This window comes from Pectobacterium polaris (assembly GCF_002307355.1).
Lineage (GTDB): Bacteria > Pseudomonadota > Gammaproteobacteria > Enterobacterales > Enterobacteriaceae > Pectobacterium > Pectobacterium polare.
The window spans coordinates 3,786,455-3,801,929 of sequence record NZ_CP017481.1 but is presented as its reverse complement, the minus strand read 5'-3'; the positions used below and the strand labels follow the sequence as shown (position 1 = coordinate 3,801,929).

The following is a 15,475-nucleotide window of genomic DNA, read 5'->3' as shown; positions in this document are numbered from 1 at the left end:
CTATTGAACAGGATGCTTAACTCGCGCTAATGATTAAAAAACGTGCACTTTCAGTTGCTTTCCTGCTCGCCGCCTTGCTGTTTCTTTCCTGGCGAGCACTGCCGCAGTGGCTACCGCGCCTTGCTAACCTCTGGCTCCCGACGGAGATGTCTTTGACCGTGAATGGGACGCCTGGGTGGCAGGGCGGTGGGCTGCATAGCGCGGGGTTCAGTCTTATGGCCGGGGAGTGCACACTCGTTGACGTACGGAATATGGCGCTGCGTTGGGATAGCTGGCGATGGCATGTCGATATTGATGCCGTGACGGTAAACAGCGACTGCCTACGGTATGTGCCAGCAAGCAGCAGCACTGAGCCAGCGGCGCAGTTGGCGCAATGGCAGCAGCGATTGCCTGCGGCCGATATTCAGGTGAAGACGTTTACGCTACAGCCTTGGCAGGATTACGCCGGACAGGTGCGACTCAGCAGCGACGGCAAGCGGCAACAAACGCTGGATTATCAGGGCGATCAACTGGCGTTTAAGGCAGAACTGAACGATCAGCGTCTGACCCTGCATGAGAGCATGATCGCAACGCCAGCGGGGTTCGCGCGCCTGCTAGTCAGTGGTGAGATGGAGCTGGCCGATACGCTGGATGCCGCACCGGTGCAGGGGCGGCTCACCGGAAAACTGGATTCAGGGCAAACGCCCGATCCGCTTTCGCTCCTGCTGGATTGGCATCATCAAGCGGGTGAACTGGTACTGAATGCGGCGAATGATGAGACACCGCTGATATCGCTGCCGTGGCAACTGACGGATGAGGTGATTCAGGTGACTAACGGTGTCTGGCGCTGGCCTTATGCCGATCAGCCCCTCTCCGGACAGATAGCCATGACATTACAGCACTGGCGACAAGGGCTGGATGCCACCACGATTAATGCGCGGTTGAACATGCTGACCCAAGGGCATAATGGCAAGGCGAACGCCGTGTTGGTGCTGGGGCCGGGCAATATTGGCCTGCTCAACAGCGAATTGCGCTTTCAGCTTACCGGGCAGGCAAACTTACCCGCACTCTCCCTGACGGCGACGCTGCCGGGGGTGTTGCAGGGCTCTATTCTCAATCCCGAACTTTCTCTTTTACCCGGGGCGCTGCTGCGTGCCTGGGGAACGCCTGCGCCGCAAATTTATCTTGAAGAAGCACGCTGGCCGCTGGCGGGCGTCCGAGTCAGTGCGACGGGCGTGAATGGACGACTACAGGCGATTGTGAAAGCGCGGGAAGCATACTGGGGGCGTTTCAGCCTGCACCTTGACGGTCAGGCACAGGATTTCTGGCCGGATCAGGGGCAGTGGCAATGGCGTTATTGGGGCAATGGCCAGCTACCGCCGCTGAAAGGTCAGTGGGACGTGGCTGGTCGAGGCCAGTGGCAGGATACCCTGATAGAAGTCACCCAGCTGTCGAGCGGCTTGGATCAGTTGGGTTATGGCATTGTGACGGTACACCAGCCCCGCCTGACGATCACTGAGCCGATCCGGTGGCAGCGTGCTCGTTCCGGTGAACATTTTCAAGGTGCGCTGCAACTGGCTTCCGAACGGGCGCACTTCAGCAACGGGGGCTACTTGCCGCCTTCGTTGCTAACGCTGACGATGCAGGGGCGTAGCCCGGATGACTTCCAGCTACAGGGGCAGTTACAGGCTGAAGATATCGGGCCGGTTAGGCTGCGTGGCCGCTGGGATGGAGAGCGACTGCGCGGGGGGCGTGGTGGCCGACACAGCCGCTTAAGGTGTTTCAGCCTCTGCTTTCTCCGCTGTTGAAAATGAACATTCGTGCCGGGCAGTTTTACGCGCAGGCGGCATTCTCTGCCGCACGTAAAGAAGGGTTCAGTGCGGGCGGACATTGGGTCGTGAAAAATGGCGGACTGTGGCTACAGGATGGTGAAGTTAGCGGCGTCCACTTTGTCTTGCCTTATCGTCTGAAAGATCAGCGCTGGCAACTGGGCGTCAAGCAGCCTGTTGCGCTGCGAATTGACGTGCTGGACAACCTGTTTCGGATGAGCAATATCCGCGTCGATCTCCAGGGATTTTACCCGTACAGTGAGCGACAGCCGCTGGTTATGTCTCAGGCCGATATGGATGTATTGGATGGGCATATTGGTCTGTCTACGCTACGCTGGCCACAGCGGGAACCTGCGCTATTCACCGTTAAGAGTGTGGATCTTAGCGAACTCATGACGGTGCTGAAGCAAAAGCAGTTTGCTCTGTCCGGGCGCGTGAGCGGCACGCTTCCGCTGAATTTTAATCACCCGACCACGCTGATTGAAGGCGGACGGATTACCAATGATGGCTTCCTGACGCTGCGGCTGGATAACCAACTGGCCGATGAGTTAGCGAGTAAAAATCTGGCAGGCGGGGCGGCGATTGGCTGGCTGCGCTATCTGGAAATTGGACGTTCCTATGCCACGCTTGACCTGACCAATCAGGGCGAGCTGACATTAACGTCGCAGGTGCAGGGGAAAAACCCGCAGCTCAGCGCGAAACGCCAGGTGATTCTCAACTATCGCCATCAGGAGAATATCTTCCAGCTATGGCGCAGCTTGCGTTTTGGCGATAACTTGCGGGATACGCTGGAGCAGCAGGCCAATGAATAAATTCAAGGTAGAACAATGAACAAGTGCGAGACATTGCTGGCGGTAGGTTGCACGGTCGCTTTTCTGACGGGATGCGTGCCGCGTATCGAAGTGGCTGCGCCCAAAGAGCCGATCACCATCAATATGAACGTGAAGATCGAACATGAGATTCACATCAAAGCGGATAAAGAGGCGACGCAATTGCTGCAAAGGTCGGACAATGCGGCTGGCGATGAGATAAAGAAAAGCGCGCCGGAAGGCGCGCAATAATTAAACCAAGTCAATCAATGGCAAGGTTGGTAACACTTATTCGTATGAACAAGGATTCTTTATGCGGTGACCAACTGAGACAGTTGAGTTTTTGCCGCGTCGGTGGCTTTCTGTGCCACATCCGGGCCGTAGCCGTAGCCTTCAGCGAACACAAACTCAAGGTCGGTCAGGCCGAGGAAGCCCAGGAATACGCGCAGGTACGGTTCCAGCAGATCGGTTGGCGTGCCTTTATGGATGCCGCCACGGCTGGTTAATACGATAGCGCGTTTACCTTTCACCAGACCTTCCGGGCCTTGCTCGGTGTAGCGGAACGTCACACCAGCACGGGCAACCAGGTCGAAGTAGTTCTTCAACTGGGTAGGAATGTTGAAGTTATACATTGGTGCAGCGATCACGATAATGTCATGTGCTTGCAGTTCGGCGATCAGTTCGTCGGACAGTGTCAGGGCTTCTTGTTGACGTGGGGTCAGGGCAGCATCGGAAGGACGCAGTGCGCCGACTAATTCGCCATCAAGAACCGGAATCGGTTGAGCAGCCAGGTCGCGGACGGTGATACTGTCGCTTGGATGTGCAGACTGCCACTCGGCGGTGAAGTGGTCGGCCAGTTGGTTTGACTGAGAATAACCTGCCAGAATGCTTGATTTCAGAACCAATACTTTGCTCATTGCCAATTCCTTTAGTGATTAGAAGTGGGCGACAACATAACGCCCCTTGATGTGTCACATCTTATGCGGTGATCTGCAAAGAGAAAAGTGCAAATATTCGAGGTCTTTATTCGATTTTCTTGAATAAGACAAAATGGTGCTATTAGAGCCGTTTATGACAATGTGCTACTATCCACGGCTTAAAAATTTCGTGCCTTGAAAGTAGATTAGGCTCCATCGAGCCAGATTCGGCGGCGAGCATCGCCCCGGCAGAGACAAGAATTAGAGAAAACGATTAAGGAAGAGCAACGTGAAATCACCTCTCAGTGCATTATCTACGCAGTTAAGTGAGCTAATGCTTAGCGATCGGCAACGTCTGCGCCGCCGTTTACAAGGTGCGGCGAAGGTCAGCAGCCCGCAGGCTCAGGCGGCGATCGCTCAGGAAATTGAGGGGGAAATTGCTGCTGCGCGCCAGAAAGTCGAGAACCGACGGGCAAGCTGTCCGGCGATTCACTATCCTGAACAGCTGCCCGTTAGCCAGAAAAAAGACGAGATACTGGATGCGCTGCGTCATCATCAGGTGATTATCGTCGCGGGTGAGACGGGATCGGGTAAAACCACGCAGTTGCCGAAAATCTGTCTCGAACTGGGGCGCGGGGTGCACGGTCTGATCGGTCACACGCAGCCGCGTCGTCTGGCTGCCAGAACCGTTGCTGACCGCATTGCTGCCGAGTTGGAAACGCCGCTGGGTGACAGTGTCGGTTATAAAGTCCGATTTAACGATCAGGTGAGTGACAATACGCTGGTCAAACTGATGACCGACGGTATTCTGCTGGCGGAAATTCAGCAGGATCGCCTGTTGATGCAGTACGACACGCTGATCATCGATGAAGCGCACGAACGCAGCCTGAATATCGATTTTATCATGGGCTATTTGTGCCAACTGTTGCCAAAACGTCCTGATTTAAAAGTAATTATCACATCGGCGACCATCGATCCGCAGCGCTTCTCTCGCCATTTTAATAATGCGCCAATCATCGAAGTGTCCGGCCGGACCTATCCGGTGGACGTGCGCTATCGTCCCGTGGTGGAAGACGCCGATGACAGCGAACGCGATCAGCTACAGGCGATTTTTGATGCGGTCGATGAACTGACGCGCGAAGGGCCGGGGGATATTCTGGTCTTCATGAGCGGTGAACGAGAAATTCGCGATACGGCAGAGGCGCTGACCCGTCTGGACTTGCCGCATACCGAGATCCTACCGCTGTACGCGCGCCTGTCGAATCAGGAGCAGAACCGCGTCTTTCAGTCACATCACGGCCGCCGTATCGTGCTGGCGACCAACGTGGCGGAAACCTCGCTCACCGTGCCGGGGATTCGCTATGTGATCGACCCAGGTACCGCGCGTATCAGCCGCTATAGCTTTCGCACCAAGGTACAGCGCCTGCCGATTGAACCTGTCTCGCAGGCGTCGGCGAATCAGCGTAAAGGGCGCTGTGGCCGTGTCGCTGCTGGGGTGTGTATTCGTCTCTATTCCGAGCAGGATTTCCTGTCGCGGCCTGAATTTACCGATCCCGAAATTCTTCGCACCAATCTGGCTTCCGTTATTCTGCAAATGACGTCGCTGGGGTTAGGCGATATCGCCGCGTTCCCGTTTGTTGAAGCGCCGGATAAACGCAATATTCAGGATGGCGTGCGGTTGCTGGAAGAATTAGGCGCGATTAATCTGGCAGAGAACGGGCATTACCGCCTGACGCCGCAGGGGCAACAGCTGGCGCAATTGCCTATCGATCCACGTTTGGCGCGAATGGTGCTGGAAGCGCGTAAAACCGGCTGTGTGCGTGAAGTGATGATCATCACTGCGGCGCTGTCGATTCAAGATCCGCGCGAAAGGCCGATGGATAAGAAGCAGGCATCGGATGAGAAACACCGCCGTTTTGCCGATAAAGACTCCGATTTTCTGGCTTTCGTCAATCTGTGGGACTATCTGCGTGACCAGCAAAAAACGCTGTCTTCCGGCCAATTCCGCCGCCAGTGCCGCACAGATTTCCTTAACTACCTGCGCGTGCGCGAATGGCAGGATATTTATACGCAGCTGCGTCAGGTCGTGAAAGAACTGGGGCTGCCGGTCAACAGCGAGCCCGCCGATTACCTGAGTATTCACTGCGCGCTGCTTACCGGCTTGTTGTCGCATGTCGGGCAGAAAGATATTGAGAAACAGGAGTTCAGCGGTGCGCGTAACGCGCGGTTTGCGATTTTCCCTGGCTCGGGGTTATTCAAAAAACCGCCTAAGTGGACGATGGTCGCTGAACTGGTGGAAACCAGCCGTCTGTGGGGACGCATTGCTGCACGTATTGAACCCGAGTGGATCGAGCCGCTGGCCCAGCATCTGATTAAACGGAGCTACAGCGATCCTCATTGGGAGAAAGCGCAGGGCACCGTGATGGCGCAGGAGAAGGTGACACTCTTCGGGCTGCCGATTGTCGCGGCGCGCAAGGTGAACTACAGCCAAATCGATCCGACGCTGGCGCGTGAAATGTTCATTCGCCACGCGCTGGTGGAAGGTGACTGGCAAACGCATCACGCCTTTTTCCGCGCCAACCTCAAGCTGCTGGCGGAAGTGGAAGATCTCGAACATAAATCGCGCCGCCGCGACATTCTGGTGGATGACGAAACGCTGTTTGCTTTCTATGACCAGCGGTTGCCGCACGATGTGGTGTCGTCACGCCATTTTGACACATGGTGGAAAGCCGCCAGCCGGGATAATGCCGACCTGCTTAATTTTGAAAAGAGCATGTTGATCAAAGACGGCGCAGAGAAGGTGAGCGCGCTGGATTATCCGAACTTCTGGCATCAGGGCAGCTTGAAATTACGCTTGTCCTATCAGTTTGAACCGGGCGCGGATGCGGATGGTGTCACGGTACATATTCCTTTGCCTATTCTCAATCAGGTGCGTGAAGAAGGTTTTGAGTGGCAGATTCCCGGCGTGCGCCGCGAACTGACGATCGCGCTGATTAAGTCATTGCCTAAACCGTTACGTCGTAACTTCGTACCCGCGCCGAACTATGCCGAAGCGTTTCTGGCTCGCACCACGCCATTAGAGAAAGGACTCTTGGATGCGCTGGAGCGTGAACTGCGGCTGATGACGGGCGTCACGGTGCCACGCGAGGCGTGGCAGTGGGATCAGGTGCCCGATCATCTGAAAATCACGTTCCGCGTTATCGATGAGAAGAATCGGACGCAGCGGGAAGGCAAAGACCTGAATGCGCTGAAAGATCAGCTCAAGGATAAAGTGCAGCAAACGCTGTCATCCGTAGTGGATGACGGGCTGGAGCAGCGCGGTCTGCACGTCTGGAGCTTCGGTTCGCTGCCGGATTGCTATGAGCAGAAGCGTGGCGGCTACTCGGTTAAAGCCTATCCGGCATTGGTGGATGAAAAGGATAGCGTGGCGATTCGTCTGTTTGACACGCCGCACCAGCAACAGCAGGTCATGCGGCAAGGGCTGCGCCGCCTGTTACTGCTGAACATTCCGTCGCCGATTAAGTATCTGCATGAAAAGCTGCCAAACAAGGCGAAACTCGGCCTCTATTTCAATCCGTACGGCAAAGTGTTGGATCTCATCGATGACTGCATCGCCTGTGCGGTGGATAAGCTGATTGAATCATCCGGTGGCCCGGTCTGGCAGGAAGAGGCCTTCCAGCAACTGCATGAAAAAGTGCGTGCGGAGTTGAACGATACGGTGGTGGATATCGCCAAACAGGTTGAGCAAATCCTGACGGCGGTCTTCACCATTAACAAGCGTCTGAAAGGGCGTGTAGACATGGCGATGGCGCTGGCGTTAAGTGATATCAAGAGCCAGATGACCGGTCTGGTGTTCCGTGGTTTTGTGACCGCAAACGGCTGGCAGCGCCTGCCGGACGTACTGCGTTATCTGCAAGCGATAGAGCGCCGTCTGGAGAAACTGGCGCAGGATGTTCACCGTGATCGAGCGCAGATGCTGAAAGTGGAGCACGTTCAACAGGCGTGGCAACAGTGGTGGAATAAGTTGCCTGCGGAGCGACGTGACGACGACGATGTGAAAGCGGTGCGCTGGATGCTTGAAGAGCTGCGCGTCAGCTACTTTGCTCAGCAGCTAGGAACGCCGTTCCCGATCTCGGATAAGCGCGTATTGCAGGCGATGGAGCAGGTGGAAGGATAATTTTCTCGGTATCACATCAGGTCGGCAAGGGCTGCTTTTTGATCTCAAGGTAAGCCGACCTGATGGCTTCTTCACCATACTGCTGTTCCAGACGTTTTATGATGAAATGACCTTTCGCCATGTTTTGGTAGTGGTGAATAAACAGCGTATTAATGGCCGCACCGCTGGCGGCACCAATCACCGGAACAATCTGTGCGGCCATTTTTTCCGTCATGGTTACGCCCAGTCTGGTGGCGACCGCATCAATCAATTTTGCCAGCGTTTTTCCTGCCTGTGAGGTGCTCATTCGAGCAGACGCTTTCCCTGCGCTTTTCTTGCCAGCAATGCCGATTAATTCGCGGCTGGCATGTCGGGTGATATCGGCCAGAACGGCGCGTGACGTGTAATAGGCAGAATCGGCAGCGTCGTCGCTTTCTTGTGTCCCGCCGAGCGCGAAAACTTCTACACAGGCAGCTTTGACGGAAAAATCAGTGAGGGAGAAACCTTCGCCACGGAACGCATCATGATGGTGGTGCTGATAGGCAGTTCAACTAGCAGACCCGCTGCGCCAAAAAAACCGCTGACTGCACCGGAAGCGGCGACGGCCAGCTTGTGTGTTTTTGGTGATGCTACGCGAGCAGGATCATCGTCCAACGTATAGAGTGCGGCGTCTACCGCTTTGTAGAGCGCGGAATGAACCACATCCTGTATTTTGTTTTTCACTAGGGCGGGTAGCTTCGACAGACTCCATTCAATCGGTTTTCCAACCAGATTCGCTGCCTGTATGGTAAAAGAAGGGGCTTCCAGCAGCGCTATGGCCTGTCTGATGGCGAGCGTATCCTGCTGAGTAAGAAGAGTCATAGGCGTTCTCCGTACCGTTGGTTGAATAACCTACCTGACGGGATTGTTATGCAGATGTTTGTGACGAGCGCGCCGCTAACCAGGCGGTAAAAGCGTCGGGTGGGATAGGTCGGGAGAAATAGTAACCCTGTACTTCATCACACCCGAAACGAGCCAGATGTTCGAGCGTTTCTTTATTTTCTACCCCTTCCGCTAGCACAATGTAATTCAGTTTGTGCAGCATGCTGATAATGGATTGCACAATGACACGGCTTTTGCGGTCAGTTTTTATATCTTTAATCAGCGATTTATCCAGCTTTATCACCGTAGAGGGAATATTGCGCAAATAGCTTAAGTTGCTATATCCCGTACCGAAATCATCAAGCGCGATAGTAAATCCGAGCTGTTGCAGCGTTTGGATGGTGGCGAGCGTTTCGGTGCTTCCGATAATGTCCTGCGTCTCGACACACTCGATGTCAATGTCCTGAGGGGTAAGACCGTGATTTTCCAGAATGGTGATGAGACGTGGGATAAAGTCATTCTCGGAAAAATTTCGGGCAGAAACGTTAATCGATACGGGGAACGTTAGTCCCTCCTGACGCCACTGCTTCACCTGACATGCCGCTTCTCGGGTGACCCAGTCCGTTAACGGACGCATCAGCGTAGTACCTTCCGCGAGCGGAATAAACTGGTCGGGATAAATCTCACCTAATTCAGGGTGTCGCCAGCGAATCAGCGCTTCGGCACCAATCACAGTGTTGGTCTTGATACTTAATTTCGGCTGATAAACCAAATAGAGACCCGGCTTCTTGTTCTGTAGCACATCGGCTAGCTCATTGAGCAAGGTAAAGGCGATTTGCTGCGCTTTATCGGCCTCTGGGTCGTAGGCAAACTGGCGAATATTCTTGGTGATGGCAGTGCGCAGTGCGCTCATTGACTCACGCAAGATTTGCTGCGGCTCTTTGGCCGGAATCTGGAATTCGGTGTAGCCAACAAAAAGTTCCAGTTTGAGCGGAATATGGCTGGCGATACTTTCATGGATCCGCTCAGCACAGGCGTCGAGTTCCGCCAGAACTTGATCTTTCCTATCGGCCTTCACCAGTAGCGCGAAACGGCCTACGGCGGCAGAGTACAAATTGTCTGATGAATTTAAGCTAAGACGTAAAAAGACCCCGATATCTTTCAGCAGGCCTTCTACGGTCGGCATACCCAGCGCACACCCCATTTCATAGGCGTAAGAAATGTCGATGGTATCAATCAGAATAAGCAGGTAGGGCTCGTGAATGTCGGTAATGTGGCTAATGTCGTCAATCAGGCGCTGGCGATTGGGCAACAGCGTGACGGCATCAATCAGCCCAATCGCGTTGCGGTATTCCATTAGCACCATCGCAATGGTCGCTAAATCATGCAGGAGCCGCAGTTGGACCTTGCTGAAGGTGCGTGGGATATAATCGATGACGCTGAACGTACCGATGGAATAGCCGTCTTTGGTTTTCAGCGGTACACCCGCGTAAAAACGGATAAAAGGTTCGCTGGTTACGTAAGGGCTGTCTTTAAAACGGTCGTCCTGAGTGGCATCGGGGCAGATAAAGGATTGACCCGTTTGTACGGTAAAATGATCGAAGGAACCGATTTTATCCATATCATCCAAAGGAAAATGGGTTTTCGCTTTAACATGCAGAGATTTGGAACCGGTTAGCGTCACGAGAGCCGTCGGGGTTTCAAGGAGTTGGCAGGCTAATTTCGTGAGTTTGTGAAGAATATCGTCTTGAGATGTATCGGTTTTCTGTAATTCGTCGAGAGTCTGCATGCGTTTTTTTTCGTCATGGCTCAAATGTTTTAACATGTAGACTCTTCCTTTCCGCAATAATAATCGCGACAACATCAATTTAATTTAACGGCGACACAATAACATAGAGGCTAAAAATTGAGGTAACTTATTATATCGCCTTTATCTTTCCGTTAAGGTTCAGACGTTTTTTTGTCTTAAATCATGTTTTCGGTTTTCAGTGTGCTGTATGGATTTATGATATTTCTCCGTAAGTTACAAGTAGAGGTAAGCGGTCTGGCTGAGAAAGTACTCTGCAAATAAAGGGGGAATCCAATTATAAAAAACGGTCGCTTCCATAAGATAAAAATAGCATCCTGATAATTGTTATACCCATTGTAGGGTGACAATATGGATGATTAACCTATCTCTCTGATAAGAATAGAACAGATATTTTTTTATACCATGAAATTGGCGGAAAACGATGTTGCCAGGCGGTATCCCGAATAATGATTTCCGCCTGACGGTGAGGTTCTGTGGGGCGTTAGCGTTACTTTGTTGCCTGCTGTTTTGCCAACGTTTCTAACTGCTGACGAATGGCGGTAACGGAAACGGCGCGATTATCGGCTCTATCGCGTTCACTGGCATCGGGCGCGGAACTTTGGATGCCCATGAGCACCCAGCCTGCTGCTGAATTCAGCATCAGCGGGGAGCCGCTATCGCCAGGCAGCGTGTCGCACTGGTGCGATATAACGGCGGTGTGAACCCAGCCGGTGATCAAACAGTTTTGATGGCGATAAAGCGTTTCCTGATGATCCTCTGGATAACCGGCCTGCGTGACGCGCTGACCGTTGTCCTTCAAAGCCTGCATCAATTCCTGCCGGCTGCCTTGCCAGAGCGGGAGCGGACGAATGTCCGGTGGCGTTTGCTTTAGCCGAATCAGCGCATAATCCAGCGGTGCAGCTGAAGGCGGAACGATCCACCCCTCGCCGTCGGCTTTCAGTTTTTTGGCGAGCGTGTTATTCGCCAGCACTTCAATTTCCGTTGTTTCATACCGCCAGCCATTTTCTGTCGCCAGAAAGCGCAGCGCGACGGGTTTATCTATCTCACCTTTCGGTGGCGTGACTACGCAGTGCCCGGCTGTCAGCGCCAGATGCGGGGAAATCAGCGTTGCGGTACAGAGGTTACCACTGGCGGTTTCCAACTGCCCAATCGCTTGCCACGGCCAGATCGCCGTGTCGGGAACGACATCTCGATCGTCATGGTTAAAAAATAAGATTTGTTGCTGCTTCTGCGCGGCGGTATCCGTCGGTGAGGATTCTGCCCAACTGAGCGGGGCGATAAATGATAATGAACATAACAACCAGGCTGATATGCGCATGCAGTGAATAAACCTTATGAGAGAAACCATCTTGAGGCGCTAAATATAGCGCGTTGAATTAACTATAGATGTATTTGTTGGTGAGGGACTGAAAATTAAAATGTTATCGAGTGTAAAAGGCGTCGGATAACATCATTGCGCTTATTTCATCATAATACCCCTATGCTCAAAACGTGACGCCACGATCTGAAGTGGCGTCGCGTTTTTACATCAACAGTACAGCGAATGACACCTGTTTTATTCGTAGCTGACGATCACGACACGCGCATCTGAACTTAACATTTTCGAACTCACCGAGCCGATGCCTTGCGGCAAAACAGCGTGTTGCGAGCTGTTTTTCATGTGTAGCGTTTGTATTTCACCTTGTCGTTCACAGCTGACGGTCACATTATTTGAGCGTGTTGTCACATCACAGACCGGTTCGACGATGGCACCCGAAAAGCGGATGATACCGGACGATGAAGAGGAAGAGGCGAAGGCATACGATGTTGCAGCCAGCGTGCTCAGCAATAGGGCAGATATTTGCAGGGTTCTTTTCATTATACAGTTCTCGGTATTGCCCGGAGTGTAATGATATAAACGGCGCTGAGTGATAAAACTTTACTGCTCTACAATCTTTATTTGGCGAGCGGTCTGCATTTTTGACGTTTACTGTTTTGGACGTTCAATAACCTCATGATTAATAGCGGTGCGATTAATCACGGCGTGATGCAGCCCCTGCAACTAGAGGAAAAAACTCAGGGTGACAATGCCACAGAGCAGAACGAGGGATAACATAATTTCAAATGAGTAACGTCGCATCATTCTCCCGTCCCCCCATGAAATAAACACCCGGTAAACCGGGTGTTTGATTATTGTTCTACGGCAAGCTCTTAGCGATAGATTTCAAATAGGGCTAACCGAAAGTGACGCCTTCCCCGTAGGGAAGGCGTGGTGCTTACCGATTACGCTGCTGGCGTAGTGGTCGCTGGTTTTGCCGTTTTCGCTTTCTTCACGTGTTTCTTGGCAGCCTGCGCTTTCTGTGCAGGAGCTGGTTTGGCTTTCTTCACGTGTTTTTTAGCAGCCTGCGCTTTCTGGGCAGGAGCAGGTTTGGCTTTCTTCACGTGTTTCTTGGCAGCCTGTGCTTTCTGAGCAGGGGCTGGCTTGGCTTTCTTCACGTGTTTTTTAGCGGCCTGCGCTTTCTGGGCAGGAGCTGGTTGGGCTTTCTTCACCTGTTTTTTATGGTGAGCGGCTTTAGCCGGAGCAGACGTGGTCGCCGTAGGCTGAGCTGGTGCGCTGGTTACGGTATCCGCGGCAAACGCTACAGAGGACAGACCCAGTGCCGCACCTGCGATCATAACTAATACTTTATTCATCTTCATTTCCTCGTTATCTCATTCACGTTTCGTAGCCCTCAGCTGGGCCGGTAGAGAGAGAATAGGAGAAACAGCGGACGGCTTCAGTGAGTGATTGGTTTCGGCGTGTAACCTAATGTACAAGCCAGAAAAAGTGGGAAAGACAGGGAAAAACGGCGGGGTTACCGCCGTCTCGGTGCTAGTGCTGAACGGCGATTGCGGCCTGCGTTGTTGCGGTTTTTACCGGCCAGCAAAAGCGGAAACGGGCACCGCCGAGCGGGCTGTCATCCACGGTAATGCTGCCGTCGTACGCCCGGGCGATAGCATGAACAATCGCCAGCCCCAGCCCACATCCGCCGCTGCTGTTCTCGATACCCGCTTCCAGCCGGACAAACGGTTCAAACACGCTTTCCCGGCTGTCGGGCGGAATACCGGGGCCGTCATCTTCGACGTGCAGACACGCGATGTGCTCGGCGTCGGATGTTAGGCTGATATGCAATCGGCTGTGGCAGAAGCGTAACCCATTGCCGATCAGGTTATTCAGCACTCGTTCCATCAGGCGTAAATCGAGCGCGCCAATCCGTGCCGAATGGGGCATGTCCAACGAGATGTGTTTGTCAGGGTGGATCAGGCGGAAATCGTCAACTTTTGCCTGTAGCCACGAAGGAATATCAATATCGGCAAGATGCAACGTCACCTGCGGTCGGTCGAGTCTGGCATACGTCAGCAGTTCGTCAATCAGCGCTTCGAGTTGGCCAATATCCCGGTTTAACGCCTGCTGTTCGTCTTCTGTCAGGTTGTCGCTCATCGCCAGTCGATAGCGCAGCCTGACCAGCGGCGTACGCAGTTCGTGCGCAATGTTGTCAATCAGCTGCTTTTTACTGTTGATGAGCTGATTCAGGTTATCCGCCATACGGTTGAAGGCGACGCCAAGCCGGTACAGGCTTGAGGTGCTATCGAAGTGAATGCGTTCCTCCAGATGACCATCCCCGAGGCGCTGCGCGGCATTCTCCAGTTTTAGCATGGCCTGCCAGTGTGGCCGCATCCACAAGAAAACCGGCAGCGCCAGCGATAGCCCTATGAGCATCACCAGCAGTAAATCCAGCAGCCGCATTTCATGCAGGAAGAACAAATAAGGAATAGGGCCGACGGCAAGAACATAGTGGCTGCGGGGAATGCGTTGGATAAACGTGTATTCATCATCCAGCGCGATAATCTCTCCCTGATTCAGACGCTGCCGATTCTTGGGGCTCAGCGCATATTTGCTCACCGGTTCGATGTGCAGTTTGAATGACAGGTTTAAATCAAGCTGGCTGATGGTTTTATGCCAGTCGCGAGGCGGAATCGCGCGCAACTCATTACGAATGAGATACAGCGAGCTTTTCATCAGGTCATCCATGGACTGACGCCCGGCGCGTTCGGCTGTGACTTTATAGACCAGCCCGACCAGAAGTGTCATGACGACAAAGCAGGCGAACAGCAATAGAAAAAACTGGACGAACAGCTTTCTCATAGCGTGACGCTCTCCCAGGTATTGGGGGCAAACAGATAGCCTTTGTTGCGCACCGTTTTAATACGGAACGGTTCCAGCGGGTTGTCGTACAGTTTCTTACGCAGGCGGGAGATCGCGACGTCAATGCTGCGGTCCATGCCGTCGTAGGTCACGCCGCGCAGATTTTTCAGCAGCGCATCCCGATCCATGATGTGACCAGCATGGGTCGCCAACTGCCAGAGCAGATCGAAATCCGCGGTGGATAATACAATGTGTTCTTGCCCTAATGTCACTTCCCGATTGACCGGATCGATACAGAGCAGGCCGAAGTGCAGGGATTTGTGCACCTGTAACGCAGCGGGCGCGGCGTTTTCCGTCACGGCCAGTGGCGTCGCAGCGTATTGCCGCAAATGCAGACGCAGGCGGGCGAGCAACACGGCGGGCGGTGTAGTTTTCAGAATGTAATCATCGGCACCCATTTCCAGCGCCAGAATATGATTCATATCGCTGTCCAGCGAGGTCAACAGCACAATCGGGCCGCTGTACTGTGGCCGCAATTCCCGACAGATGGTCATGCCGTCTTTGCCGGGCAGCATGATGTCCAACAGCACAAGGTCGGGCTGCTGCTGTTCAATAAAGGCCAATGCCTGATCGCCCCGCGCTTCAACCTGAACATCAATGTCATGCTTGCCGAGGTAAGCGGCGATCAATTTTCCCACCTCGGTATCATCTTCTATAAAAACAATCTTATGCATGGTATCTACGTTATCCCCAACTCACTGTTGATAGCATAGCCTGATGATAGGCGATAAACGAGAAATGAAGCGTAAATGGGTGTTAAGTGTTTGTTTACTTGCCCAAATTAGATAAGCTGCGGGGCGTGCTTTTTTTAGGCGATATCGCACCTGACTCTCGGCATTTAACGAGAGCAGTCACGACATAATGACCGATTATTCCACTGGGAACCGCG

At 53.3% G+C, this 15,475-nt stretch carries 9 protein-coding genes and 2 pseudogenes; 3 read left to right on the top strand and 8 right to left on the bottom strand.

Annotation, left to right across the window (positions count from 1 at the left end):
- The first annotated feature begins 29 nt into the window (after window positions 1–29).
- Window positions 30–2,620: pseudogene (locus tag BJJ97_RS17050) on the top strand (YdbH family protein).
- Between the two features lie 15 nt (window positions 2,621–2,635).
- On the top strand, window positions 2,636–2,869 hold the full coding sequence (locus BJJ97_RS17045) for a YnbE family lipoprotein (protein ID WP_095994728.1): 234 nt from the start codon (window positions 2,636–2,638) through the stop codon (window positions 2,867–2,869).
- 59 nt (window positions 2,870–2,928) lie between these two features.
- On the opposite strand, the gene BJJ97_RS17040 is transcribed toward BJJ97_RS17045, so the two are convergent.
- Window positions 2,929–3,534: an FMN-dependent NADH-azoreductase gene (locus BJJ97_RS17040; protein WP_039480832.1), complete on the bottom strand. Its 606-nt coding sequence runs from the start codon at window positions 3,532–3,534 to the stop codon at window positions 2,929–2,931.
- 289 nt (window positions 3,535–3,823) lie between these two features.
- Here BJJ97_RS17040 and hrpA point away from each other — a divergent pair, with 289 nt between their 5' ends.
- Window positions 3,824–7,711 (top strand): ATP-dependent RNA helicase HrpA, encoded by a 3,888-nt coding sequence (gene hrpA, locus BJJ97_RS17035; protein WP_095994727.1) that lies wholly within the window; start codon window positions 3,824–3,826, stop codon window positions 7,709–7,711.
- 16 nt (window positions 7,712–7,727) lie between these two features.
- Here the strand turns inward: hrpA and BJJ97_RS17030 are convergent.
- The 7 genes and pseudogenes from BJJ97_RS17030 to rstA form a co-directional block, all read right to left on the bottom strand.
- Window positions 7,728–8,551 (bottom strand): annotated as a pseudogene (locus BJJ97_RS17030) (EcsC family protein).
- A gap of 46 nt (window positions 8,552–8,597) precedes the next feature.
- A complete protein-coding gene (locus BJJ97_RS17025; protein ID WP_095994726.1) occupies window positions 8,598–10,376 on the bottom strand; it encodes a sensor domain-containing phosphodiesterase in 1,779 nt (592 codons plus the stop codon).
- Between the two features lie 472 nt (window positions 10,377–10,848).
- A complete protein-coding gene (locus BJJ97_RS17020; RefSeq protein WP_095994725.1) occupies window positions 10,849–11,679 on the bottom strand; it encodes a trypsin-like serine peptidase in 831 nt (276 codons plus the stop codon).
- A gap of 237 nt (window positions 11,680–11,916) precedes the next feature.
- Window positions 11,917–12,219, bottom strand: coding sequence for a hypothetical protein (locus BJJ97_RS17015; RefSeq protein WP_095994724.1), 303 nt, complete (start codon window positions 12,217–12,219; stop codon window positions 11,917–11,919).
- Window positions 12,220–12,623: 404 nt separating this feature from the next.
- On the bottom strand, window positions 12,624–13,034 hold the full coding sequence (gene asr / locus BJJ97_RS17010) for an acid resistance repetitive basic protein Asr (protein WP_039480818.1): 411 nt from the start codon (window positions 13,032–13,034) through the stop codon (window positions 12,624–12,626).
- A gap of 178 nt (window positions 13,035–13,212) precedes the next feature.
- Window positions 13,213–14,526 carry a two-component system sensor histidine kinase RstB gene (gene rstB, locus BJJ97_RS17005; protein ID WP_095994723.1) on the bottom strand — a complete coding sequence of 438 codons (1,314 nt, stop codon included), beginning with the start codon at window positions 14,524–14,526 and terminating at the stop codon, window positions 13,213–13,215.
- On the bottom strand, window positions 14,523–15,260 hold the full coding sequence (rstA, locus tag BJJ97_RS17000; RefSeq protein WP_095994722.1) for a two-component system response regulator RstA: 738 nt from the start codon (window positions 15,258–15,260) through the stop codon (window positions 14,523–14,525). The genes rstB and rstA overlap by 4 nt, the downstream gene beginning before the upstream one ends.
- Window positions 15,261–15,475 lie beyond the last annotated feature (215 nt).